Source organism: Vibrio nigripulchritudo (genome assembly GCF_027924785.1).
In the GTDB taxonomy this organism is placed as follows: Bacteria; Pseudomonadota; Gammaproteobacteria; order Enterobacterales; family Vibrionaceae; genus Vibrio; species Vibrio nigripulchritudo.
Map to the genome: position 1 here is coordinate 72,180 of NZ_AP027050.1, position 24,123 is coordinate 96,302.

Annotated in this window: 22 protein-coding genes; 8 read left to right on the forward strand and 14 right to left on the reverse strand. The window is 47.2% G+C overall.

Going from position 1 to position 24,123, the window contains the following annotated elements:
- The first annotated feature begins 22 nt into the window (after nt 1-22).
- From QMG91_RS18650 to QMG91_RS18660, 3 genes are read left to right on the forward strand one after another with little or no spacing between them, the layout of a single operon-like run.
- Nucleotides 23-883, forward strand: a complete 861-nt coding sequence (locus QMG91_RS18650; protein ID WP_281831408.1) for a fumarylacetoacetate hydrolase family protein — start codon at nt 23-25, stop codon at nt 881-883.
- Entirely contained in the window at nt 880-2,661 is a 1,782-nt protein-coding gene (locus QMG91_RS18655; RefSeq protein WP_281831410.1) for an IlvD/Edd family dehydratase, read from the forward strand. Before QMG91_RS18650 ends, QMG91_RS18655 begins: the two co-directional genes overlap by 4 nt.
- Nucleotides 2,662-2,703: 42 nt before the next feature.
- Complete coding sequence (locus QMG91_RS18660; RefSeq protein WP_022592016.1) at nt 2,704-3,456, forward strand: SDR family NAD(P)-dependent oxidoreductase; 753 nt, start codon at nt 2,704-2,706, stop codon at nt 3,454-3,456.
- Between the two features lie 77 nt (nt 3,457-3,533).
- Here the strand turns inward: QMG91_RS18660 and QMG91_RS18665 are convergent, their stop codons facing one another.
- From QMG91_RS18665 to QMG91_RS18690, 6 genes are all read right to left on the reverse strand, one after another.
- Nucleotides 3,534-4,535 carry a LacI family DNA-binding transcriptional regulator gene (locus tag QMG91_RS18665; RefSeq protein WP_281831411.1) on the reverse strand — a complete coding sequence of 334 codons (1,002 nt, stop codon included), beginning with the start codon at nt 4,533-4,535 and terminating at the stop codon, nt 3,534-3,536.
- Between the two features lie 152 nt (nt 4,536-4,687).
- On the reverse strand, nt 4,688-6,001 hold the full coding sequence (gene eno / locus QMG91_RS18670; RefSeq protein WP_281831412.1) for a phosphopyruvate hydratase: 1,314 nt from the start codon (nt 5,999-6,001) through the stop codon (nt 4,688-4,690).
- Entirely contained in the window at nt 5,988-7,010 is a 1,023-nt protein-coding gene (locus tag QMG91_RS18675; RefSeq protein WP_281831414.1) for an aminoglycoside phosphotransferase family protein, read from the reverse strand. The genes eno and QMG91_RS18675 overlap by 14 nt, the downstream gene beginning before the upstream one ends.
- Before the next feature lie 15 nt (nt 7,011-7,025).
- Nucleotides 7,026-8,333: a TRAP transporter large permease gene (locus QMG91_RS18680; protein ID WP_281831416.1), complete on the reverse strand. Its 1,308-nt coding sequence runs from the start codon at nt 8,331-8,333 to the stop codon at nt 7,026-7,028.
- A gap of 2 nt (nt 8,334-8,335) precedes the next feature.
- Complete coding sequence (locus QMG91_RS18685; protein ID WP_022608114.1) at nt 8,336-8,893, reverse strand: TRAP transporter small permease subunit; 558 nt, start codon at nt 8,891-8,893, stop codon at nt 8,336-8,338.
- A gap of 57 nt (nt 8,894-8,950) precedes the next feature.
- A complete protein-coding gene (locus QMG91_RS18690) occupies nt 8,951-9,964 on the reverse strand; it encodes a TRAP transporter substrate-binding protein (protein WP_281831417.1) in 1,014 nt (337 codons plus the stop codon).
- Nucleotides 9,965-10,411: 447 nt separating this feature from the next.
- Between QMG91_RS18690 and QMG91_RS18695 the strand changes: the two genes are divergently transcribed.
- Complete coding sequence (locus QMG91_RS18695) at nt 10,412-11,443, forward strand: helix-turn-helix domain-containing protein (protein WP_281831418.1); 1,032 nt, start codon at nt 10,412-10,414, stop codon at nt 11,441-11,443.
- Between the two features lie 84 nt (nt 11,444-11,527).
- Nucleotides 11,528-12,673, forward strand: coding sequence for an alpha/beta hydrolase (locus QMG91_RS18700; RefSeq protein WP_281831420.1), 1,146 nt, complete (start codon nt 11,528-11,530; stop codon nt 12,671-12,673).
- Nucleotides 12,674-12,718: 45 nt separating this feature from the next.
- Here QMG91_RS18700 and QMG91_RS18705 read toward each other — a convergent pair whose 3' ends face one another.
- The 3 genes from QMG91_RS18705 to QMG91_RS18715 form a co-directional block, all read right to left on the reverse strand.
- Nucleotides 12,719-13,264, reverse strand: coding sequence for a hypothetical protein (locus QMG91_RS18705; protein WP_281831421.1), 546 nt, complete (start codon nt 13,262-13,264; stop codon nt 12,719-12,721).
- An 80-nt stretch (nt 13,265-13,344) separates the two neighbouring features.
- Complete coding sequence (locus QMG91_RS18710; protein WP_281831423.1) at nt 13,345-14,415, reverse strand: SGNH/GDSL hydrolase family protein; 1,071 nt, start codon at nt 14,413-14,415, stop codon at nt 13,345-13,347.
- Nucleotides 14,416-14,616: 201 nt separating this feature from the next.
- Complete coding sequence (locus QMG91_RS18715; protein ID WP_281831425.1) at nt 14,617-15,273, reverse strand: alpha/beta hydrolase; 657 nt, start codon at nt 15,271-15,273, stop codon at nt 14,617-14,619.
- Nucleotides 15,274-15,517: 244 nt separating this feature from the next.
- Between QMG91_RS18715 and QMG91_RS18720 the strand changes: the two genes are divergently transcribed.
- The gene (locus tag QMG91_RS18720; protein ID WP_038125001.1) at nt 15,518-17,116 is read left to right on the forward strand and encodes an MFS transporter; all 1,599 of its coding nucleotides are present in this window, start codon (nt 15,518-15,520) and stop codon (nt 17,114-17,116) included.
- 32 nt (nt 17,117-17,148) lie between these two features.
- Here QMG91_RS18720 and QMG91_RS18725 read toward each other — a convergent pair whose 3' ends face one another.
- Nucleotides 17,149-17,559 carry a DUF4893 domain-containing protein gene (locus tag QMG91_RS18725; RefSeq protein WP_281831426.1) on the reverse strand — a complete coding sequence of 137 codons (411 nt, stop codon included), beginning with the start codon at nt 17,557-17,559 and terminating at the stop codon, nt 17,149-17,151.
- Nucleotides 17,560-17,764: 205 nt separating this feature from the next.
- Between QMG91_RS18725 and nfsA the strand changes: the two genes are divergently transcribed.
- Complete coding sequence (gene nfsA, locus QMG91_RS18730) at nt 17,765-18,487, forward strand: oxygen-insensitive NADPH nitroreductase (protein WP_281831428.1); 723 nt, start codon at nt 17,765-17,767, stop codon at nt 18,485-18,487.
- An 82-nt stretch (nt 18,488-18,569) separates the two neighbouring features.
- Nucleotides 18,570-19,784, forward strand: coding sequence for an MFS transporter (locus QMG91_RS18735; protein WP_281831430.1), 1,215 nt, complete (start codon nt 18,570-18,572; stop codon nt 19,782-19,784).
- A gap of 101 nt (nt 19,785-19,885) precedes the next feature.
- Here the strand turns inward: QMG91_RS18735 and QMG91_RS18740 are convergent, their stop codons facing one another.
- The 4 genes from QMG91_RS18740 to QMG91_RS18755 all read right to left on the reverse strand — a co-directional run bounded on the left by QMG91_RS18740 (nt 19,886) and on the right by QMG91_RS18755 (nt 23,971).
- Entirely contained in the window at nt 19,886-20,662 is a 777-nt protein-coding gene (locus QMG91_RS18740; RefSeq protein WP_281831431.1) for a hypothetical protein, read from the reverse strand.
- Nucleotides 20,663-20,938: 276 nt separating this feature from the next.
- Nucleotides 20,939-21,709 carry an ABC transporter ATP-binding protein gene (locus tag QMG91_RS18745; RefSeq protein ID WP_281831432.1) on the reverse strand — a complete coding sequence of 257 codons (771 nt, stop codon included), beginning with the start codon at nt 21,707-21,709 and terminating at the stop codon, nt 20,939-20,941.
- Nucleotides 21,706-22,764, reverse strand: coding sequence for a FecCD family ABC transporter permease (locus QMG91_RS18750; RefSeq protein WP_281831434.1), 1,059 nt, complete (start codon nt 22,762-22,764; stop codon nt 21,706-21,708). Before QMG91_RS18750 ends, QMG91_RS18745 begins: the two co-directional genes overlap by 4 nt.
- A 64-nt stretch (nt 22,765-22,828) precedes the next feature.
- Nucleotides 22,829-23,971, reverse strand: a complete 1,143-nt coding sequence (locus tag QMG91_RS18755) for an ABC transporter substrate-binding protein (RefSeq protein ID WP_004408055.1) — start codon at nt 23,969-23,971, stop codon at nt 22,829-22,831.
- Between the last annotated feature and the right edge of the window lie 152 nt (nt 23,972-24,123).

The window sequence follows — 24,123 nt, forward strand, 5'->3', positions numbered from 1 at the left end:
TAAATAAGGAGACGCTGAGTTAATGAAATTACTAAGAATTGGAGACAAAGGACAAGAAGTTCCCTGTGCTTTGGATGAAAAAGGAATTGCACGTGACGTGTCTTCTATTATTCATGACTATACGCCGAACACCCTGAGCGAAGTTAAACATCGATTAGCCAATGCAGATTTGTCTGCACTCCCTGAAGTATCAATGGATGGAGCAAGAATCGGCACTCCGATGACCCAGCCAAACAACATTTACTGCATAGGGCTAAACTATTCCGATCACGCAGCAGAAGCGGGAATGGATATTCCGGCGGAGCCCGTCCTGTTTAATAAATCTTCCGGCACGTTTTGCGCTCCGAATGACCCGATTCTCTATTCACCGAAAATGACCAAGCTGGACTGGGAAGTGGAGCTAGGTGTTGTGATTGGCACAACCGCACTGAATATCAGCAAAGAAAACGCACTGGACCATGTATTGGGTTATACCTTAGTGAATGACGTTTCCGAACGTGCTTGGCAATTGGAAAGAAGTGGTCAATGGGCAAAAGGGAAGGGTTTCCCCCATTTCTGCCCGACAGGTCCCATGATTGTTACTGGCGATGAAGTGGGTAACGCTCGGGAGCTTTCGATGTGGCTGGACGTAAACGGTGAGCGTAAACAAACGGGTAATACCAACACCATGATTTTCGATATCGCGACCATCGTCAGCTACTTGTCTGAATTTATTCGTTTGGAGCCGGGTGATCTTATCTGCACCGGAACACCACCGGGGGTGGGTGCAGGTATGAAGCCACCGCAGTATTTGAATATTGGTGATGTCGTTACCCTTGGTATAAAAGGGTTGGGAGAACAAAGCCAGACCGTCATCCCTTTGAGTGACTGGTATTCACAATGAAGCTTCGTTCTCAGCAATGGTTTAACAACAGTGACGACCCGGGGATGACGGCTCTGCATCTTGGTCATTGCCTGAACTATGGTTTAACGCGAGAAGAACTTCAGTCCGGTAAACCCATTATCGGGATCGCTCAAACTGGTTCTGACCTCTCTCCCTGCAATCGACACCATGTTGAGCTAGCTAAGAGAGTGCGGGAAGGTATCGTGGCAGCGGGTGGTATTTGTTTGGAATTTCCGGTGCATCCAATTCAGGAAACCAGTAAGCGCCCCACAGCTTCACTCGACAGAAACCTCGCGTATCTCGGTCTGGTGGAATCTTTATATGGCTATCCACTGGATGGTGTGGTGCTCACCATTGGTTGCGACAAAACCACGCCAGCGCTGCTAATGGCAGCGGCGACGGTGAACATTCCCGCAATCGCGTTAAGTGTCGGTCCAATGCTTAATGGCTGGCATGAAGGAAAACGCGCAGGTACTGGCACCGTCATCTGGACAGCAAGAGAAAAACTGGCAACCGGAGAAATTGATTATGAAGAATTTATGGACATGGCAACGGCATCTGTCCCGTCTGTGGGTTATTGCAACACTATGGGCACAGCCAGCACCATGAATTCACTGGCTGAAGCGCTGGGGATGCAGCTATCTGGATCGGCTGCGATTCCCGCCCCGTACCGTCAGCGCGGGCAGATGGCGTACAACACGGGTCAGCGAATTGTTGAACTGGTGGAGCAAGACATTAAACCTTGCGATGTCATGACCAAAGCCGCTTTTGAAAACGCAATCGCGGTCAACTCGGCCATTGGTGGGTCATCTAATGCGCCCATCCACCTCAATGCCGTTGCCCGCCATTGCGGCATAGAACTGACTAACGATGACTGGCAACGTGTCGGTTACGACATCCCTTTGCTTTGTAATGTTCAACCAGCAGGGCAGTTTTTAGGAGAAGACTTTTACCATGCGGGCGGTGTGCCGGCAGTTATTTCCGAGCTGTTAAAGATGGATCGCTTACCCAATCCTGATGCCTTAACGGTGAGCGGGCAATCGATAGGCGAGCTTTGTCAGTCCTGTCATGTCAAAAACTATGAGGTCATTCACCCTATCGACAACCCAATCCTTTCATCTGCTGGATTCATCAACCTAAAAGGGAATCTGTTCAATAGCGCCATGATGAAAACATCGGTGATTTCGGATGAGTTTCGCCAGCGCTATTTAAGCAATCCAGACGACCCCAACGCGTTTGAAGGAAAAGCCTACGTTTTTGATGGTCCGGAAGATTACCACCAGAAGCTGGAGTCTGAATCCATCAAAGAAATGGACGAAAACGCCATCTTAGTGATGCGGGGCGCAGGTCCTATCGGTTATCCCGGTGCGGCAGAAGTGGTCAACATGCATCCACCTGCGCATTTGCTTTCACAGGGAATCCATTCACTTCCGTGCATTGGTGACGGGCGACAGTCAGGCACATCGGGTTCGCCTTCCATTTTAAATGCCTCTCCCGAAGCTGCGGTAGGAGGTGGATTGGCTCTCCTGCAAACGGGCGACAGAATTCGTATTGATTTAGACCGTGGCAGTGCAGACATGCTGGTTGATGAAGAAGTGTTAGAGCAAAGGCGAATTGCGTTGGCAAAGCAAGGTGGGTATCCCTATCCGGCGCACCAGACACCGTGGCAGGAAATTCAACGAGGAATGGTGGCTCAGCTGGACGAAGGCATGGTGCTTAAGCCTGCTGTGAAATATCAAAAAATCGCACAAAAAGGGCTGCCCAGAGAAAACCATTAGGCAGCCGAAATGACCAAAAAAATTGAAGGAAAGGATACATCAATGAACAAGTTTGATCTGCAAGACCAATGTGCAGTTATTACCGGAGGCGGGCGAGGGATGGGTCTGGCTGTCGCGAAAAAGCTGCTAAGTTCAGGGGCGAAAGTAGCGCTCTGGGACATCAATGACAAAGACCTGGAACAAGCCAAAGAAGCGTTAGGTAATGAAGGCGATGTCAGCACACACGTGGTGGATGTCAGCAACTACGAGCAAGTCAGCCAGGCAGCGCAGGATGTCGTCAATCAATTCGGCAAAATCAGTATTCTGGTAAACAGTGCCGGGGTTGCTGGAATCAATACCACCCTAACCAATTACCCGCTTGATGTATGGCGACAGGTTCAGAGCGTCAATCTGGATGGGGTGTTCCATACCTGCCGCGCCATTGTGCCTCACATGGAAAGTAACCAATACGGGAGAATAGTGAATATCGCGTCGGTAGCAGGGAAAGAAGGCAACCCCAATGCCTCTGCGTACTCTGTTTCTAAAGCTGCGGTGCTGGCGCTTACCAAGAGTTTGGGGAAAGAGCTGGCAACCAGTAACATCACGGTGAATGCCATTACGCCAGCGGTAATCAAGACTGAAATGTTGGCAGACGTTACGCAAGAACAAATCGACTATATGCTGGCGAAAATTCCTATGGGTCGAATGGGCAGTGTCGAAGAGATCGCCGCAATGGTGGCGTGGCTAAGCTCGGAAGAATGCTCTTACTCAACTGGCGCGACGTTTGATATGTCCGGGGGAAGAACGACCTATTAGGATCAACCGACTCTCATTCAAAATCTAAAAAGGGTGCGAATACAATCGCACCCTTACGGTATTTAAATCATAAAAAGCTAGGCGCTATGGCGACGAACCAAGCTGGCCTCAACGTACACTGTTGACTGGGATTTTATTCGCTGACCAGACTGATAATCGATCAACAACGTCATGCACTGATCAACGATGTCCTGCATCGAAATACTGATGGTAGAGATGCCTGAATTTACCCATTGATACCAGGAAGGATCGCCATAACCGACAAACCTCATCGACTCAGGCAAACAAACGCCTTTCTCCAAGCACGCAGTCAGTGCTCCGTTTGATATCTCAAAGCCCGCGGTAATGACTGCATCAGGGGTTTCTTCCATTTCAAGAAGTTCGTTCATGGCTTGCAGCCCTAATTCAAAAGAGGGTGCACCAAGTTTAGTCAGGTGTTTATGTAAAGGCAGGTTTTGCTTTGTTAAAGCAGATTGAGTGGATTCCAGACGTATCCGTCCAGTACTGAGATCGCCAGGACCACCAATGTATGCGATGTTTTGGCAACCCGCTTTTGTCAACGTGACTACCGCCTCTTCAAAGGCGTTCGATTCATTCACCACTATTTCTGCTGATTCACCAATATTCTGGCGAGTTCGGATCAGCTGAATAGTATCGACATCGCTGAGTAGCCTAGCCGCATTTTCACTTCCGTTTGGAGTAGGTACCATGACGACAGACATGGCACTGTGCTTCAGTAAACGCGTGATGGCGCTGACTTCTTCCTGAGGGTCATCCTGAGTTAAGCCAATCATTAACTGCAGGTTGTGACGAGCGCACTCGATCGACATCTGATTGGCAATGGCAGCATAGAACTCGTTCTCGATGTTTGGGATAAGAAGCCCAACCACACCCGAACGGCCTCCACGGATTGAAACGGCGGCCTGATTCGGGATGTAGCCCATTTCCGCCGCTTTTTCCTGAATCAGCTTTTTGGTGTCTGGCTTAACCTTCGGGCTGTCAGCCAGCGCTCTGGACACCGTCATATGAGAGATGCCGAGTTCGTTAGCGATACTTTTTATCGTCACACGCTTGTTCAATGCTGCGAGTTCCTTGTGTTTCGGATATTCGATATCTTAATACCCATCGCAGTAAGTTGTTGCTCATTTTAGCTGGTTAACTATTTCTGAACATTGACTTACTGTGATGGGTATAAGGTGCTGAGTGGCACCTTAAAAACCGAAATCATACCTTATTTCTTGCCTTCTCCCCACCACGTGTTTGCGAGCGGCATTCCTCTTACAAATCCGGAAGCAGACCCTGCCAGTTGTTCCTCAATTCTTAAACATTCATTCCACTTTGCCATCCGCTCAGAGCGGGAGAACGATCCTACTTTTAGTTGCCCAGCACCCAGACCGACCGACAAATCAACAATGGACAGATCCTCGGTTTCTCCAGATCTCGCTGAAACAACAGGACGCCAACCTGATTGAAGGGCAATCTGACAAGTTTCTATCGCCTGAGACACTGTCCCAATTTGATTCACCTTAACCAGAACGGCGTTGCACGCTTTGTCTGCAATCGCCTGTTTAACCAAGGCTGGGTTGGTGACAAGATAATCGTCTCCAATGATTTGCAGTTGTTCACCGAACTGGCGAGTAAACTCAACCATGCCCTGTTTGTCATCTTCGGCTAATGGGTCTTCGATGGACGCGATAGGGTATTTTTTAACCCAGTCTTCGAGTAGCTCTATCATTTCATCCCGGTCGAGGCTTCTATCCTCTAACGCCAGTTGATACTGTCCGTTGGAATAGAACTCAGAGGCAGCGACATCCAGAGAGATAATGACTTTATCTCCGGGTTTCTGCCCTGCTTTCTCGATAGCCTGAACCAGTGTTTCCAGTGCTTCTTCGTTGGAATCAAACGCTGGCCACCATCCTCCCTCATCAGCAACTCCTTGAAGCTTGCCTTTATCGGCGAGGATTTTGCCTGCTGCATGATAGATTTCGGCAGTGATTTCCAGCGCTTCCGAGAAGCTATTTGCACCGGGAACCATGACCATAAAGTCTTGTATGTCGACCCGTCTGCCTGCGTGTGCGCCGCCACCAAAAATCTGAATTTCGGGTAACGGAATATTGGGCCTGGTCTTGTAGGTTTCTGAAAGGTGCTTCCACAATGGGCGTTGGCTTTGTGCTGCAGCGGCATGTATGACCGCGAGTGAGGTAGCAATTGTCGCGTTGCCTCCCAGCTTTGCCATATTACCAGTGCCATCAAGATCAATAAGTGTCTGGTCGATACTGTTTTGTTCAAAGACATTCTTTCCCGTCAGAGCAGGCGCAATATGAGACTGAACTGAGCGCAGCGCGTTTTGCACATCCAGCCCTTTTAATACGCTGCCTCCGTCCCGCAGGTCGACGGCTTCTCTCATCCCTCTTGATGCACCTGCGGGCGCGATAGCACGACCCGTTGCTCCGCTTTCCAGTTCGACTTCGACTTCTACCGTCGGTGCTCCGCGAGAATCCCAGACACGGCGACCCCGGATCTGACGAATGTTATCTGCTTTCATGATTGGTTATAAACTCCGCTTCGATATGCTCCAACACATCTTTTAATTGAGTGAAGGAGAAGTTAAACAGTGAATGTGCCACTCGGCGTGCAGTGACTTTTGAAGTGTCGGTGTGATACTCCAGTGGCGATTTTCCGTCTGCCCTCGCCAGAATCAGGCAGGGAAGTAGCGCGCAGACCCTGGACTCCAGACTCGCTGAGCTTTCCCACTGAACAAAGGCAGAATAGTGAAGCCAGAGCTGCTCTATCGAACGCTTTAACGCATCTCGGTCTGCGATGCCCATTAACCACTTGTTGATCAGGTGATTGAGGCAAAACGCGACATCAAAAGTGGGGTCGCTGGTTACCGCACATTCTGCGTCCAGCAACATAGGACCATTAGGACCTTTTAAGATGTTCTTGGGGCTGACGTCCCCATGAACCAGAACCAACCTGGATTGATAAAGCGACAGGCGAATGCCGTTAATAGTCGCTGCGTACTCGGGGTATAGGGCTTCAAGCGACTCCAGATACGGCGACAGCCGGAGTGAATAGAAGTCATCCTGATACGGAAAATCGGGCTTATCAACAGACGATCGCTGGTGGATTTCTCCCAGACACTGACCAACACTGGCAGCAAACTCGATATCCACTTTTCCAGCCATCAACTCGTCTTTCCAGTTGATGAATCTGTCCGGCGGGCAAAACTCCATCGCAAAGCCATTACCTGACTGACTTTGACCATACAGGGTAGGAACAGACTGAGGCATAAAACCCGCAACATAAGAAAGCCATTGATATTCCGTCTGGTTTCGGTGAGTCGGTGCCTGCCAGTTCTGCGTCACACGCAGTTGCTCTAACGAGCACTTAACGCAATATTTGCCACGATTGGTCTCAACCAGGGCGATGTCGGAAGACACCCCCCCTGTTAATGGCTGAATTTTTCTGATTTCGCTCAGTTGAGCTAACCCAAGCTCAACCAGTATGTTTTTGCATTCTTGTTCAAATTGAACCTTGTTCTCTTCGGTCATTGTGCGTTTTCCTTATTATCGACCTGTGATTCCGGGGAATGCGATCAATAATCCAACCGCAAGAATCTGTAATGCAATAAACGGTGCCATCGACCGGAATATCTCACCGAGCGATATGTCATCCGATACCACACTTTTAAGATAAAACGCCGCGGGTCCGAAGGGAGGCGACAGGAAGGAGACCTGCATGTTCATGGCAAAAAGCACGCCAAACCATACCGGGTCGTAACCTAACTGAGTAATGATGGGAACAAAGATAGGCATGGTAAGCAGAGCAATCCCCACCCAATCCAGAAACATGCCCAGCACAAACAGAATCGCCATCATAAACAGCAGAACAATGAGCGGGTTGTCTGAAACGCCCGAAACCAGTGCAGAGACAAACCGAATACCCCCCATCAGGTTAAACACCCCAACCAGCGCGCTGGCTCCGATGCCTATCCAAACGATCATGCCTGTCGTCGAAAGTGTCTGAAGAGCGGCTTCTTTTAACATCTTCCAACTGAACTCTCCGCGAACCACGGTCGAAAGCAGCACGCCAAATACACCTACCGCAGAGGCTTCTGTCACCGACGCGACCCCACCGTAAATCGAGCCAAGTACCACAAAGACAACCGCGAATGGCAGGATCAGGCTTTTGAATTTTCCTAACTTTTCAGACAAAGACATTTCGTCTTGCTGAATGACCGGCGCCATATCCTTGTTGGTGTATGCCCTGAACAATACGTAGGTGACATAGAAAGACGCCAACATAAATCCGGGTACAAATGCCGCCGTGAACAGATCGCCGACCGACACGTTGGCAATGAGCCCGTAAATGATCAGAACGATGGAAGGAGGAACCATGGTTCCGAGTGAACCACCAGCACACACGACACCGATAGCCAGTTTTCTGTCGTACCCGAGTCGCAGCATTTGAGGCAAAGCGATCATGCCGAGAAGGACGATTTCCCCGCCAATAATGCCGCTCATTGCCGCGAGAATTACCGCGACAAAAATCGTTTGTACGGCGACACCACCACGAATTCTTCCCCCGACTATTTTCATGGCATCAAACAGATCGCGGGCTATGCCGGAGCGATCGAGTATGGCGGCCATCAGAACAAACATGGGGACAGAAACAAACACAAATGAAGACACAAACGAGAAGATACGGCTGGTTATCAAAGGGATAGCCATGGGACCGAACCACCCAAGAGTAAACACCAATGCCACCAAAAGCGTGACAAATGCCAGCGGTAATCCGGTTACCAGCAATAGCAATAAGCTTCCGAACATTAAGGCAGTGGTGTACTCAATTCCGAGGGCTTGAAGATCAAACATACTTATTTCCCCCGAATTTTATTAATGGTGAAAATGAAGAACTGAATCGAAAGAGCGATCAGAACCACAAACAGGAAAATCCTGAGCAGTGCGGGATAGGGCGGGTTCCACGCACTACCACTAGTAATCAAACGAAAATCGCCAGCAGGCGTGGTGACAGATTTCACTACCGTTGGCCAAAGTGCCCAACTGAATGACGCGGTTACCGCGCAGCACACTCCGTATATGATCACATCGAGAATTCGGCGAACTTTGTTGGGCACCCAATCGTAAAGAAGAACGATTCGGATGTGCGCATTCTTTGCCGCGACGTACAAGCCACCAAACAGGAAGTTGATGGCACATAAAAACACTGCCGTTTCATGTACCCAGATGGTGGGCATAGAAAAGACATAACGCATGATCACCTCAAAAATCAGAATCGCTGTAGTTGCCAGAAACAGGATCGCGAAAGGCAGCCCAATTTTACGAACCTGCTTTGCCATCGCATCTTCTGGAACTTCTTTAGACGGTTTTTCTACGTCATTCCGATTTAATGCTGAGGAGTTTAACTTAGACATTCATACTCTCCATATCACAGGTGAACTGGACCCGCCGAAGCGAGTCCATTTCCTGAACTACAACAAACCCTGAGATGTTAGGTACGCAAGAATGCTGTCATACACTTTCTGTGCTGCTGGGCTACGTTTCGCTACTTTCTTCCACTGATCTTTTGCAATCGCACGGAATTTAGCGCGTTCTTCCTGAGACCAGTCATGAATGGTGACACCTTTGGCTTTCGCATCGGAGACCGCAGCCAAATCCTTCATGAATAGTTGAGATGTCATGTCCAGAGCAAGGTGATCAACAGAAAGCTCTAGCGCGACTTTGAGATGCTCAGGTAGCTTGTCCCAGGTTTTCTTCGTGATGGAGACTTCGATCAGAGGCAAAGAGTGGAAGCCGGGGTATACAGGGTGCTTGGCGATGTCATGCATACCTGACGAGTGGTTCGCTGAAAAGACCGTGTAGTCGGCAGCATCAATGACTTTTTTATCCAGTGAAGTGAAGACTTCAGAACCCGGAAGGTTCACCGGCGCTGCGCCAGCGGCAGCAAATACTTCCTGAACCAACCCTTCTGGCGCACGTAACTTCAGACCTTTCAGGTCAGCAACGCCTGAAAGTGGCTTGGTCGAAACAAAGGCTTCAAGACCGCCCGACGTCGCGCCAATCATATGAACGCCGTAAGAATTCAGAAGCTCGTTAAGCAGTTCCTTGCCGCCACCGTAATTAATGTATCGCAGCATTTCGTAAGGTGATGACCACGCACCAACCGTGTTACCGATAAGCGCGAAAGCCGGATCTTTCCCTGAAATGTAACCAGTAGCGGTAATGTGACCGTCAAGAATACCCGCTGCGATTGCGTCGTGGGTTTCGTTGTATTTGACTACCGAATCAACCGGAAGCATCTCGATGGATATCTGACCGTTGGTGGCTTTGTTTACAGACTCAGCCCAGGCTTTTTCAATTTCAAAAGTAGGGTTGCCAGCCGGATCACTTGACTGGAAAACGAATGAGTATTTTTTTTCAGCAGAAACGTGCCCAGTTATTGTTAGCGATACCGCAGCTAACAAGGCAATAAACAGTTTTTTCATGTCCTTATCCTTGATTCTGTATTGTTATCCTTAACTTCTTTCACCTTTTAAAGAGGCGTATTTGCAAAAGAAGCGTTCGTTTTATCGGTACTGATAAAATTGTCATGATTCTTGTTCATAAAATCATGTTCACGTGAACATTTCAATATTTTCTGTGCGTTTTTTGCTCACATTCCATGGCGGTGGGGGATAAAGACGCAAGGAGATAAGCTATTGTCTTACTGGCTCAGGTTCTTTATTTTTCTTTAATATTTCTATATTAATCAGATTGATAAAAACGGTGGAGCTTGAAATCTTCCAGAGTGACGGCAACACTTTAGATGCCCAGATGAGCTTTTGAAGAAGATGAAAGAAAGCGGGGGCTCATCACAAAATGAGTGTTAATCTAATTTAAACGGATTAACGATAATCTATGGCGGGTTGCAGTGCTTTTTAAGGACAGAAGAAATGATTACAGCGATCTTATTGGCGGGGTTTATTCAATCTTTGGTACTCGCTGGTTTTTTGTACCAAAAATCGCGACAGCATTCGGGGTTTTGGCTGTTGATGGTGATTCACATTGTACTTGCTGCAGATCTTGGCATGTTGCTCGCTCAGGAAGAGCAATGGATATCGCACCGAATCAATGCTTGCTGGGGCGTTTTGTATGCGATTCTGTTCTATGTTTTTATTCGAACCTGCTTAAAGGCTCCTCCTTCCAAATTCCATATCTTTCTCTATTTTCTTCCTTGGGTTCTGATCAACCTGTCGGTCACGGATTTTCTCTTTGACCCTCATAGTACAGCCCTGACACAACGGCATATCCTAGCAGGGTATGGGTTTTTGGCGCTTTACGTGGTTTATACCGCCGCGGCGTTTTTTACGGTTTATCACTATCAGGTAAAACAAGAAGATTTCCTTGCCAATCTCAGTCAGGAAAACCTCCGCTTACTCTGGGGGATCTGCGTAAGCTTGCTTCTGGCGATAGCGACCACACCAATTCAGATTGTGTTCGACACCGAGCTCCCTTTGCCATACTTACTGATGAGCCTGATCATGTTCGGTGTGACTTATCTGTTGTTGCTGAATCCACAGCTTCTTGAATTCGACAAACTGGACGTGCCAACAGGGCCAAGCAGCCCGCAACTTGATGAAGTGAATATCGCGCTAGAAAAGCAGGTTCTAAACCTACTGGATACTCAACGCATGTTTACCGACCCGGATCTCAACCTTCAGTCGCTGGCTGATAGGTTGGGTGTTAAATCTTACCTTCTTTCCCAAGTTCTTAATCAGCATATGGGGGTGAAGTTTTATGAATTGGTGAATCGTCGACGGGTGAATTACGTTTGCGAATTAATGAAAAATCAGCCCCACAAACCGATTTTAGATCTAGCTTTGGAGGCAGGGTTTAACTCAAAATCGACTTTTAACGCTGCGTTCAAAAAATATCAGGATAAAACGCCGACCCAGTTCAAAGCCGCTCTGAACAGTATGAATTAGCCAATTCGCACGTCCAGTTGCGCCAGTCGGACGACGATTTCTTCTCTCGAAACCAACCTATGGCTCTCAACTAAGGAGAGCTGTATGGCATTTTCAAAACAAAGCATTTTACTTCTTGCTGCATTTTCACCGTTGCTAACGGCGTGCGATGACGACCTCACATTACCTATTGATGACACCAAAAAGGACGGCATCCACGTTTACCCTTCTCCCAGTGGTGAACATGCGGTTGGAATTAAGTCATTCGATGTCATAGATTACCGAAGAGATACGGTAAGCCCTGTGCCAGGAGAGTCGAGAAAAATGCACATAAAGGTGTATTACCCTACCGATTCAGAAAGTCGGAATTATCAGGGTTATTTCGATAAATGGGGCAATCAGGTGGCTTATCTGGAGAGTCAGCGTCCTGCTGATGCTCCTATTCATCCTTTGCAGCACGAACTGTCCTCGATGTTGTCTTGGTCGATAAGCAATGCCGAAGTGGCAGATAACGATGGGGCGGGTTGGCCGATATTGTTTTATTCCCATGGGTTTGGTCTGTTTGAAGCTGACAACACGGAGTTGTTAGAAGAGCTGACGAGTCAGGGGTTCGTTGTCGTCGCCATTAATCATACTTATCTTTCGGGCATCACCACCTTTGAAAATGGAAAAACAGCGAGTGTCTATCTACCACCGGGCAAAGACAATGTGTCTGAGCCAGAGGGCAGAGCCTATTTTGATCAGGTTGTGGTTCCCCAGATAAGTCAGGATGTGCTGACGGTGTACCAGTGGCTACTGTGGAATCAATGGCGTCTCGACTATGAAGTGGACGTATCAAAAGTGGGTATGTTGGGATACAGCCTAGGGGGAAGTGCAGCAATGAATGCTTGTCAGAGGTTATCAGTGTGTCAGGCGGCAGCCAATATGGACGGAATGCTGCTAGGTAATATTGCCAATCATCCTTTGAACAAACCGTTGTTGCTTCTGGAATCTGGTGATCAGTTTGCCCAACTTGGTAACGCCTATAATGCCAATCAGGCAGAAAGCCATTTGCTGACCATTGCAAACAGCCAGCACAACGATTTTACCGATCAGAATCGCTGGATAATCGGATACCCAAGTGCAGTAGAACCCGACACAATGCACCGAGCGGTAAAAGAGAGCATGGTGAGTTTCTTCTTGAATCAGTTGGAAGGCGGGGAACTGGTCTTTCCTGATATTGATGGCGTAACCGTTGTTAGCAAGCCGTAAAGCAGAAATGGGGCAAGCGCCCCATTTCTTTGTATTCAAAAGGTTCTAACTGGATGCTTCTTGACATCGCTCAATCAGTTCAATCACATCAGTAAAGTTGTAGAAGTCTAGATAGGCTTTAATTTTGTGGTATTCGAGATTATTTGCCTCGGTGAGTAAGGTAGCTCGATAGCAAATGGGTTCGATATCATCAATAGAAAACATGCCCTGGCTGAGATAATGATTCACACGTTCTAAGTAGTTGAAGTAATGATCATAAACATCGAGATAGAAAATGTCTGTATTCTCAAACTCTTTCTTCTCGCTATGAGGAATAAGGGCTGACGCGAGTTTCTCAGGGTCGTGTTGGAAAAATTCTTCCTTGATTTCGACGTCCATCTTTTCAGGAACTCTAAATTTTCGGTTATTCCATTCAAGCGCCCGGGATGCGATTGAAATTTTAGGGTCAGAACTCAGTAGTTCGACCTGCTTTGCAGCAAATTCTGTTCCTTTCCAGACCTGCGCCGAGTAGTACTGGTACAGACCAAACAGAAAGCCGCCTATCGCGACAAATAGACCTAACAGTTCTTTGTTAGATTTCAGCCATGCCATATTGTTTTTCCATTGTTATTGTTAAATGTAAGAGTCTTGGAAGAGGGTAAAGCTTTACCCTCTTCACGGGGGGATATCGGTTACAGCAACTTATTCTGCTGAATAAAGGTGGCTAACTTTGTTGCGATGTCTTTATGCTCTGCTTCAGTCGGGTGCCAGATACAGGCTTCCAGTGGTGACACAAACGTGTGGCTATAAAGACCGGTAACGCCTTTGCCTTTCAAAATATCCATGGCTTCGTGAGTTGCAGGGACAATGTAGTCGTATGGGTAGGCTGGGCGTGGCATGTAGACGATATTGGCGTCGTCATAGCGGTATTTAAGCTGCTGAGTGAACTCCACCATGCGTTCTACCCATGCGGTTTTCACTTCATCGATGTTTGCCCAGGGTTCGTGCGGCTTCGGATCGGTGCTGAAGTCGTTGGTTCCTACCTCAATCACAATCAAATCCGGGTGTTTGTCTTCGTATTGAGTGCCCGATCCGAAAATGGCGGCAGATTTGTCTGCGTAGTAAGTCAGGTCGTGGAAAGACTGATTACCATCCCAGTTTCGGATCAACCCCAAACCAGAAAGAGAGACCTGTGTAATGCTGGAATCTAGGATGTCTCCGGTTTGATGTGGAAAAGCCAGACGCGCATTTGAGGTGTTGTAAATCTCGTCCCAGGTGCAGTCTCGCTTGGTCGATTCACTGGCAAAGCCCGCACTGATGGAGTCGCCAATAAACAGAATATGCGGCTGGTTTTCCCAAACGCCTTCCAGATAACCATCATGCTCCAGAGAGACAATTTCAGTCATGGCATCGTAGTTTTCGGTGCGTTTCACGACTTCAACCACCACAGTTTTAGGTTCAGCACTGGTAAACAGCTCAAATTTTTGAGTGGCTGTTCCCGCATTCGTCAGGATCTTTGTAGTCAGTTTCCCATCAACCAACACATCAAAATGGTCGCCTTTGCCTTTCAGGTGGATGGCCAGCGTTGTACCTGTGAAACGGGTTTTGAGGGCGCTGCCCGGGAAGTTGAATTGTACTGTGCCCGCTGCGTAATCTTTTACACTTCTGCCTTCATAATTGATGGCGTAATGGGTAGCGGAATCGATTTGAGCGAAAGCCTGGCTGCTGATAAGATATGCCAGTAAGCCGAGTTTTTTATACATAGCAACTATCCTTTAATTATTGAATTACAAAAAAATAAATAGAGCGATGATGTGATTCAATTAAGGATTAGTGAATGTTGTGGTCTTTTGTTGAAAATATGCACTTGATTGCATTTTGATTGAAAAGTGAGCAGAAAAGCGACAAAGGATTTAGAAGAATATCATGCGGCGAGAATGCGACTCCCCGCATGATTCATTGAGTCAGAGTTTCAGTGTATGGGTGAGCCACTCAGCAATATCTTTGATTTGCGGCATGCACACCTGATGCTCCATCGGGTAGGTGCGCCAGTTAGGCTGATAACCTGCTTCTGTCAGGTCTTTTTTTGCATCTTCCCCCATGGCTGGGAGCACGACTGGATCGTAACTGCCATGCATAATCTCAATTGGGATTTGCTTGTTGGCATCGGAGTATTCAATGGAATCTGACGTCGGGAAATAGGTAGAAAGTGCCAGTAATCCCGCAAGTGGTTCGTCATAACTCAATGCTGCCTGATAAGCCACTGCTCCACCTTGGGAGAAGCCCGCAAGAATAATACGATCGGATGCGATGCCTCTGCTTCGTTCCTGCCTGACTAATTCAATCACCTGATCTGCCGAATCAATCAACTGTTGCGCATTCAGTTTTCTGCCTGCACCCATTTCAAGAATGTCGTACCACGCAGGCATGACCATACCACCGTTAATGGTGACTGGAATCGAAGGCGAATGAGGAAAAATAAAGCGAACAGGCGCGTCTTCGGGCAGTTTTAATTCTGGCAGGATAGCCTCAAAGTCGTGACCATTTGAGCCTAGTCCATGCAGCCAGATGACGCTTGCTGTTGCCTCTGATGAGGGTTCTACTTCAACGTAGCGTAGCATTGTCGTGTCCATTGTCTGTTTTTGGTTGGGCTCACCTTACCGCCAAATCGCTTCGATTGCGAACTCGGTTTTTAGGAACACCCACACACCTCTCGTAGTTGAGATTAGAGCTAACTTCGTCACTTCTGGCAGGCATTTCCATAATATTGGGGGTGGATAAATTTTGAGCTATGGTATGTTTGTAGTTGATATTTTAATCACTAATTTCCCAAGCGACTCATTGCCTGAAAAGACCAGAGTGCCCATGAGAACCAACATCTTCATTCGTATACGCCCAATACTGTTCGCTATTTTTGCCTTTGCGATTAGCCACAACCTGTTCTTTATTATGCTGCCGATTCGCTTAAAAGATGGTGGCTTCGACTCGTCGGATATCGGTCTGGCAATGAGTATGTTCGCTGCAGGCGCTATCTGTGCGGGGTTATTTGGTTCTAAAGCGGTATTGCGGGTAGGGCATATTCGCGCTTTTGCTTCTATGGCTGCGACACTGGCAATTGTGTCTGTGATGCACAGTTATACCAGTGATATTAAGCTTACTTCGGCTCTGCGGATGATCTCTGGATTTTGCTATGTCACCAGTTTTATTACGCTGGAAAGCTGGCTCAATGTATTAAGTGACCGAAGTAACCGTGGGCGAGTGTATGGGACTTACCAGATTTGTTTCGCGATTGGTTTTGGTACGGCACCTTTTCTGATTGCGTTTTCGGGGGCGCAGGACCCTCGGATTTTCGGCATTATTTCTGTCTTTCTTTGTATTGCGTTGATCATTATGTCTATGAGTCGCCTGCCCATGCCGGAGTTGCCTGAAAAGAGTGCCCCGCTGACCATCAAAAAGCTATGGAATTATTCGCCATCAGGCACGCTTTCCTGCTTTTGTGCGGGCTTAATCAATGCCGCAAGTGTGTCGCTGATTTCGCTATACGCTTATGGAAAAGGCATTTCGGGGATCTGGCTGTCGTTGATATTGGGTTCTTATCAGGTGGGTGGGTTGCTGACCCAGTTCCCCACTGGCTGGCTGGCGGATCGCTACGATAAACGTGTGGTCGCTTCCGGGCTGATGTTCATGGGTGTGATCAGTAATACGCTGATCATCATGGAAAACTATTTCCCTATGCCTATCGAAATGCTTGCCGTGTTGTTCTGGGTATCGGGTGGTTCAGGTGTTGCTCTGTTTCCGCTTGCCGTGACTCAGGTGTTCGATCATATCGAGCCAAAAGAAGCCATGCCAGCAACCAGTACCATGCAAATCTTGTTGGGTGTTGGTGGTGTGATGGGACCGATTATTGCGGGTTATCTGATGAGCCAGTTTTCGATTGTCTGGCTTTACTACTACCTGATTGTCATTCATTTGTTTGTGTTTTTCTTCCTGTTGTTTCGCAAGTTGTTTATGCGTACCGATACACTGGAGTCGGTCAGCCAGTATCAAGTTAATGTTCAGCCTATTCCCACGGGCACAGCAGAGCTAGACCCGATGCTGGACTTTAAGTACACCGACATTGCAGACCCAGAACTCAAACTCCTCATAGCCGCGTTAGGGCAAAACCCAACGGACCCAGGTGTGTTGTTCAGAACCGCGTTAGAAGGGTCATCGCTTAAAGCGAACGATGTAGCAATCAACATTGCCCTCGCATACCCCAAGCAATCTGGCGAGCTGCTGGGGGAATTGATCAATCAGTATCCACAAAGGCGGTTGGAAATTGCGCATTCACTGCATGATTTCTTCATGCTTAAGAAGACGCGAATCAATGCGCTGATTTATAAGGCGTTGCTAAATGGTGCTAGCCCGGAAGAGAGTAAAGTTATCCGCGGAATTGCGCGCAGTACTTTGGAAATGACTGGTTAAATCGCGATCTCGGGGAGACCGCGAAAACACGACTATTTGGTGCGTCGGAGATCGACGTCGGTGAAGTCACTTGGGTCCGTCGAGCGATGAACAGAGCCTGCAAATTCCCCTTTCTTTTGAGTCTGGAACTCGCCATATACGTCATGAGTACAATCGCCCCATGGGCAGAAGTATGTGCCTTCAAACTCAAAGCCTGTAGCTGTAGGGGTGACAACGCCTTTGATACGCTGCGAACCACTGAGCTTTTCTAACGTGAGCACTCCGTCTTTTTCGATAATCTTGCACTTAAAATCTGGGTACGCATAGGTCTCATCCCCTGAATATTGGGTAAAAGCGCAGGCGTAGTTGCCGACCAGATCTTGATTGGCGCTCTTCTCATCAGCAAAGGAAAATGTGCTGGTTGTGATGGCAGTCAGAGCTATCATTGAAGTGATTAATTTCATTATGTTCTCTCAATTCAAAAGGTTGCCGAGAATACTGCATTCTGTTTTTGGGCTTTGAAATGGGTGACGGCTCATTATGCGTGTGAGTGCGCATAAATGTATTCTGTGATACTTGTCTTCGGTTTGCGATGGGCTCTGTCGACATCCGCCTGAATTTTACTTATAACAGAACTTCCTGAATTTTCTCAGCAAATACGGACTGCTTATGAACTCCACTATCGATACCATTCTTTCTCATCGTTCTATTCGTGCATTCAAAGAAAAATCAGTTAGCGAGGAGCAACTGGATACCATCATCAAGGCAGGAATTGCTGCCTCGTCGTCCAGTTTGTTGCAGGTAAACTCAATTATCCGAGTGACTGACCCCGATAAAAGACACGCTTTGGTGGAATATTCAGGTGGTCAAAAATACGTAGCCACTGCACCTGAGTTTTTGGTCTTCTGTATCGACTTTAATCGCCATGTTGAAATGAACGATAAAGTGAAACCTGAATACACGGAGCTTACCCTGATAGGGGCTGTGGACGCGGGGATCATGGCACAAAACTGCCTACTGGCAGCGGAATCGATGGGATTGGGAGGCGTCTATATTGGCGGGCTTCGAAATTGCGCTCAGGAAGTGGATGCGTTGCTAAAACTTCCTCCTCATACGGCTGTGCTATTTGGGATGTGTATTGGTCATCCTGATCAGGATCCGGAAGTTAAACCAAGGTTAAGCCCAGATGTCATCGTCCACGAAAATCATTACCAGCCTTTAAACAAAGCCATGGTCGACGAATACGATCAGACTATGCTGAGCTATTACGCCAGTCGCTCTGGGAACAATAAAAACGTCACTTGGTCAGAGCAGATTACAGGCAAGCTGTCAGGCGAGTCTCGCCCGCATATCAAGGGATATCTGAACGGTAAGGGGCTTGCGCTCAAGTAAAAGTAACAATGGTTGATTAATGTTCGATTTATCGGTTGTATCACTGGGGGCATAAGCTAACTATTGATATGAGGTTGTTCCATTGATCACTGTTGCAAAACATCCACCGTTCCTTCGATTATGGTTAGGCAGTACTTCTTCCGGCTTTGCTACCTGGGGGCTGCCTTTTCTTCTAGGGTATGGGATGACCTTAGAAATGCTGTCCGCCACTTTACTCGGATTTGCGCTGGCATTTCGAACGGGCGGGTTTCTTGTCGGTGTTTTACTAGGCGGAGTGTTTGCAGACCGGTTTTCTTCCCGACAAGTGGTGTTGTACGCCAGCCTCATTGCGTTTTCTGGTATCTTATTGATGGCACTTTCGCTGCCAGCAGTAGAGGTAAGTGATACCGCACTCTTGTTACTTGGCGCGACCCTATCAGGTTTTGGTCAGGGCGCTTGCAGACCTGCCTTTCAAGCCTTAGTCCCAAGAGTCATCGAAAGTCAGCACCTTCAATCTGCCAATGCTGCCATGAGTTTGTCGATTCGTATTGTGACCCTATTAGGTCCAGCAGGGGTCACTGCATTGGCAATCGCCACTGGATTTTACAGTGGTTTTGCGTTGCTTGGCGTTTGCTGGCTCTTAAGCGCACTGTTGCCACCTTGGGTGGCTCAGGGAAAATCGCAGATATCGGTGACCAGCTATTCACCAAAAACCATGCTGACAGATATGCAAGAAGCTTTGGTTGAAGTGAAGCAACACCCTTGGTTTATCGTAAGTCTTGCATCGCTCACCATCGTGATCGCGGCAGGGTATTCCGCGACCAATGTTATGCTGCCCATCATTTCTAAGTCGGAGTTTGGTGATTCCAGCCTGCTGACCTATTCCATGACCGCATACGCGTTAGGTGGGTTACTGGGGGCTGTAATCCTTGGCTACAGAAACTTTGTACCACAAGGCTGGTGGGCGCTGGTGGGGTTAGCCGTTTACGGTTTGGTGCCTTTGAGCCTGCTGCTTGGTCACAGTATTTATTTCCCTATCGCTGCTTATTTATTGGCTGGTATTGGCATCGAAATCTTTAATGTCATCTGGTTCTCTTCTCTACAAAAAGAGATCCCTAAAGAGAAGCTCGCTCGGGTTTCATCCATTGATTTCTTATGTTCTTACGGGTTCGCTCCAATGGGATTGATGCTGATTGCACCATTAACCGAAGCGTTTGGAGCCAATGTTGTGCTGATTGGGTGTGGAGTTCTATGTATCGCAGCGCCGTTACTGGCGATGAAGGAATCCAGCGCAAAGCATTTTCGGGTTGAAAGCTAAAGGCAGGCGGATTTTTAAGCTTTCCAAAAGTTAGATTTACAATGTAAATTAAAGCCCAAATTGTAGGAGCAATTTGGGCTTTTTGTCTGGTCTAAACCGCGTTATAGACGCAGTAGTGAACAGCCATCTTCTTTGGTCAGGCTAAGCCCTGCACTTTGTGTGACTTCACAACTTGTTTCTGTGCCGAAGACATCAGCGACACGAACTACTTCTACCCAAGTGCTGTCTGCACCTTCAATTTTTAGAGAGGTAGTAATGTTAGAGCTTGATTCACTTATGACCGATTGGGTAAATGTGACATTGTGAGTATTGCTATCTGCAGTAATAGTGGAAGAGAAAACGATGCCAGTATTTGAGTTAAATGCAAAGTTTAGTGGGTTTAGGACAAGAAGATTTTCGGCTTTGTTTTCGTCATGTAATACGAAATTGCCATCAATAGTGAATGCTCCATCCTGAACAACCATACCAAATTTGCCGTTAGCAAAGATATTTAGATCATCTGAAAGGCTACATCTCTGGATTGAAAGTGACACTACACTTTTATCATTTTGTTGCTCTACAGTTGTCACAATTTTGCCATTGCGTTGATAACAAGGATAGGTTTCAGATTGAGAGGCGGCACGCATACCATAAAATGCGGCTTTAGCTACTTGAGAAACGCCTTGGTTGCCATTTGAACCAAAGTTATTGACCACGCCTCTTGCGGCTGCTGGATCTACGGTTTTAGCACTGCCGCTCATGCCGCGTGCGCTATCGTTTGTTACCTTAGTAAGGTTAGCTGAACCGCCACCTGTTGAAGAGTTCCCATCACCACTGCCGCCTCCTCCGCAAGCTGTCACTAACAAAGCGCTGGAGATCAAGAGAGCCAACTTTTTCATGTCCTAAAGTCCTTAATTAAGATTGATTTGAAATTCGAAGGCTATAATGTGTTTTGTTATTATTTAGACCAGAATACCGGCAGTAATACGTTAATATTCAATATATTATCGCTAATTTATAAAAAAAGCCTCCGAGCATGGCATCCTATCGCTACGGAGGTTAATCTTGAATTAAATTTCGCCTAAAATGAGCGCTGTTTCATATTTTTTATATTTAGCAAACCTCAATATAAATTTTATCCATTTTAATTTGAGACACACTCTCTAACGAGTAAACTAAGAAAGCCGCGCATCAACATACAAAGATTCCCTTTGGGTTTTCTCCAGTTGGGTATGGACTTTGTAGGTCTGCCCTAATTCCTTCAGAGACAAAATCATTTCAGGCGCACCCTGCGCAACCAGATTTCCGTTTCGCAGTAGGATGAGTTCGTCGCAAAATTCTGCCGCCAGATTGAGGTCGTGAAGTGCTGCGATAACGGTAAAGTTTTCCTCAACGGCTTTCTTTTTCACCATCGTCATAATGGAAAGCTGATGGTGAAGATCCAAAGCGCTGGTCGGCTCGTCCAGCAGAACAATGTTGGGTTTTCGAACTAAGGTTCTTGCAACTGCTGCGATTTGTTTCTGACCGCCACTCACTTCGGACAGGTCTTTATCTGAAAGATGGGAAATACCCAGCTCATTTAAAATCTGCTCCACCAGAACAAGATCTTCCGAAGTAACACGCCACTTGGCATTGTGCTTTAGCGCCAACAATATGCTTTCAAATACGGTGAGTGCGGCATTGCATTCGTAGGACTGAGGTAAGTAAGCGATGTGTTTAGCACGCTCTCCTATCGTCATCTCAGACAAAGACTGATCATTGAAAACAATCTTGCCCTCGTCGGCTTTCTTAATGCCAGTTATGGTCTTAAACAGGGTCGATTTCCCAGATGCATTCGGACCGATTAACCCAACAAAACTCCCTTGTTGAATCGGGTGGGTAGTTAAGTTATGGAGTACTTTCGTCGCACCATACGCCACCGAAATACCATCAATAATCAGGCTCATGACAGCCTCTCCTTTCTTGTCGAGAAGATAATCGATAAGAACACCGGAACACCAATGAGAGCGGTAATGATGCCGATTGGATAGATCACACCTGGCGTAATGGATTTACTGACAGTAGAGGTGATGGATAATACCAGTGCACCAATGATGGCAGACAAAGGCAGGAAGAACCGCTGATCTTCCCCTACCAGTAGTCTGGCAATGTGAGGACCCACCAAACCGACAAACCCAACAGTGCCAACAAACGAAACCGCGGTGGCAGCCAGTAGTGAAATGCAAATCAGGATTTCAATGCGCAGTCGGCTAACGTTTATCCCCATGCTTTTGGCACTTTCCTCGCCTAAGCGCAGTGATGTGAGCTTCCACGTTCGGCTAAGGCAGAATGGAATCACTATAACCAGAAGCAATACGCCCAAACCGATTTTTTCCCAACTTGCCCTTGAGAGTGAGCCCATCATCCAGAAAATGATGCGTTGCAGCTGAGATTCAGAGGCGTTGTATTCCAGCATTGAGAGCAGGGCGCTGAAGGTAAAGAAGATGGCAATACCAAACAACACCATGGACTGAGTCCCTACACCTTTGATTCTGGTTAACACCAGCAGTACGGCACAGGTAGAAAGTGCAAACACAAAAGCATTGATAGTCACGAGCATGTCTTTTGCCACAGGAAAGACGGATGCACCTATCACAATAGCGACAGCAGCCCCGAAGCTGGCTGCGGATGAAACCCCTAAAGTAAAAGGCTCCGCCAGTGGGTTGTTCAGAATGGTTTGCATCAGAGCGCCAGCTATCCCGAGCATGGCTCCAACGATGATGGCGGTTAGAGCAACAGGGAGTCGGTAATCCCAGATGATCACTTCCAACTGAACGCCATGCGCCGTTCTATCCAGAAGGGTTTCCAGAACCACCTGAAAAGCAAACTTGCCGGGTCCGACACTCACATCTATTGCGACAGACAGTGTAAGAAGTATGCTCAGTGTCAGCAGTATCCAGTACTTGCTTCTTATCCGCGATAAGTAACTTTGCGAAATTGATTGAGAGTGGATGACTTCCATATTCAGCCTCAATTGTCAGAAGTTTGGGTAACTCTGCATCGAACAGGTTACCCAAACCTTTATATCAGTGAAGCTCTGCCCAAAATACGCCACTGTAATCTATAGGTAGAAACTTATCGTGCAGCTCGACAAATATCTTCTCAGGGTCAACATCCTTAAAGTCATTTGGGTAGAACCATTTTGCGAAGGTCAGTAAAGCGACAAAGTGATAAGGGCTGTTATAGAACTGGTGATAAACAGAATAGAATTTCTTGTTTTTGACAGAAGAAAGGGTTGGCCAGCCTTTACGTTCAGACAGTTTTTTCAACCTTTGCTGGGCTTTTTCTTTCGTCGCCTCATAGCCAAATAGCACGGCTGCGGTGTCGGGCTTGGCTTCTGACCAGTTTGCCCCTGTACCGATAATCACATCTGGATCTTCGGCGAAGATCGCTTCTGGGTTTACTTTGCCGCTAAAGCCAGAAAATTTACGCGATCCCCAGTTAATGCCACCTGCTTCATCGACCAATCTACCTAGGTTGGCGCTGCCGAATGTCGAGCAACACTTATCTGGGTTAAAGCCAGCGGCTCTATCAATGAATACGATGGGTTTGTCTTCCTCTTTTTTGGAGACGACACGACCGTAAACCATCTTCATGTGTTTCTGATAGTAATTGATGAACTGGTTGGCTTCATTCACTCTGCCAAGAGCCTGCCCTAAAAGGTAAATGCTTGGCACTGTATTCTGAGTCGGACGCTGCCGAAAATCGACAAAGATGACCTGAACGCCAACCTTTTCAAGCTTCTCTATCAGCCCGGTCTCTTTTGCTTTCAGCAGGTTTCCTAAATTCAGAATCATAAGATCCGCATTCAGGGTGATGACCTTTTCTATGCTGAAATCGTTAGCGTAAGGACTTCCTAAATTGGTGATGTTTTCAGCCTGAGGGAACTTACTGAGATAGGCTCGGTATGCATCTGGATCCCATTTCATCAAGTCGTCTTTCCAGCCGACTACTCGCTCAAATGGGTTGCCTTTCTCAAGCAGTGCAAGGGTATACATCATCCTTCCTTCACCCAGAATGATTTTCTTCGGCACCTTTGGAATAGTGACAGAGCGACCTGCAAGGTCGACCACTTCTATGGGCTGTGCCGAGACAGAAAATATGGAAAGGCAGAAGGTAACGATCAGCGTTTTGAAGACGCGAGTCAGGGTGCGATTATCCGTAATCATGTTTCATTTCCTTTTAGAAAAATAAACCCACTAACCGTGTCTTTTCTTTTACATACGGGTTAGCGTTCCATGTACACTAATTAAACTACATGATAATGATTATTATTTGCAAGTGATAGAATTATAAACTTTAGGTTGAATTTAAGGAATGT

Coding starts and splice junctions, on each gene's coding strand:
- QMG91_RS18650 (WP_281831408.1), top strand. CDS start 23: ATGAAATTACTAAGAATTGGAGACAAAGGACAAGAAGTTCCCTGTGCT.
- QMG91_RS18655 (WP_281831410.1), top strand. CDS start 880: ATGAAGCTTCGTTCTCAGCAATGGTTTAACAACAGTGACGACCCGGGG.
- QMG91_RS18660 (WP_022592016.1), top strand. CDS start 2,704: ATGAACAAGTTTGATCTGCAAGACCAATGTGCAGTTATTACCGGAGGC.
- eno (WP_281831412.1), bottom strand. CDS start 6,001: ATGAAAGCAGATAACATTCGTCAGATCCGGGGTCGCCGTGTCTGGGAT.
- QMG91_RS18675 (WP_281831414.1), bottom strand. CDS start 7,010: ATGACCGAAGAGAACAAGGTTCAATTTGAACAAGAATGCAAAAACATA.
- QMG91_RS18680 (WP_281831416.1), bottom strand. CDS start 8,333: ATGTTTGATCTTCAAGCCCTCGGAATTGAGTACACCACTGCCTTAATG.
- QMG91_RS18685 (WP_022608114.1), bottom strand. CDS start 8,893: ATGTCTAAGTTAAACTCCTCAGCATTAAATCGGAATGACGTAGAAAAA.
- QMG91_RS18690 (WP_281831417.1), bottom strand. CDS start 9,964: ATGAAAAAACTGTTTATTGCCTTGTTAGCTGCGGTATCGCTAACAATA.
- QMG91_RS18695 (WP_281831418.1), top strand. CDS start 10,412: ATGATTACAGCGATCTTATTGGCGGGGTTTATTCAATCTTTGGTACTC.
- QMG91_RS18700 (WP_281831420.1), top strand. CDS start 11,528: ATGGCATTTTCAAAACAAAGCATTTTACTTCTTGCTGCATTTTCACCG.
- QMG91_RS18705 (WP_281831421.1), bottom strand. CDS start 13,264: ATGGCATGGCTGAAATCTAACAAAGAACTGTTAGGTCTATTTGTCGCG.
- QMG91_RS18710 (WP_281831423.1), bottom strand. CDS start 14,415: ATGTATAAAAAACTCGGCTTACTGGCATATCTTATCAGCAGCCAGGCT.
- QMG91_RS18715 (WP_281831425.1), bottom strand. CDS start 15,273: ATGCTACGCTACGTTGAAGTAGAACCCTCATCAGAGGCAACAGCAAGC.
- QMG91_RS18720 (WP_038125001.1), top strand. CDS start 15,518: ATGAGAACCAACATCTTCATTCGTATACGCCCAATACTGTTCGCTATT.
- QMG91_RS18725 (WP_281831426.1), bottom strand. CDS start 17,559: ATGAAATTAATCACTTCAATGATAGCTCTGACTGCCATCACAACCAGC.
- nfsA (WP_281831428.1), top strand. CDS start 17,765: ATGAACTCCACTATCGATACCATTCTTTCTCATCGTTCTATTCGTGCA.
- QMG91_RS18740 (WP_281831431.1), bottom strand. CDS start 20,662: ATGAAAAAGTTGGCTCTCTTGATCTCCAGCGCTTTGTTAGTGACAGCT.
- QMG91_RS18745 (WP_281831432.1), bottom strand. CDS start 21,709: ATGAGCCTGATTATTGATGGTATTTCGGTGGCGTATGGTGCGACGAAA.
- QMG91_RS18750 (WP_281831434.1), bottom strand. CDS start 22,764: ATGGAAGTCATCCACTCTCAATCAATTTCGCAAAGTTACTTATCGCGG.
- QMG91_RS18755 (WP_004408055.1), bottom strand. CDS start 23,971: ATGATTACGGATAATCGCACCCTGACTCGCGTCTTCAAAACGCTGATC.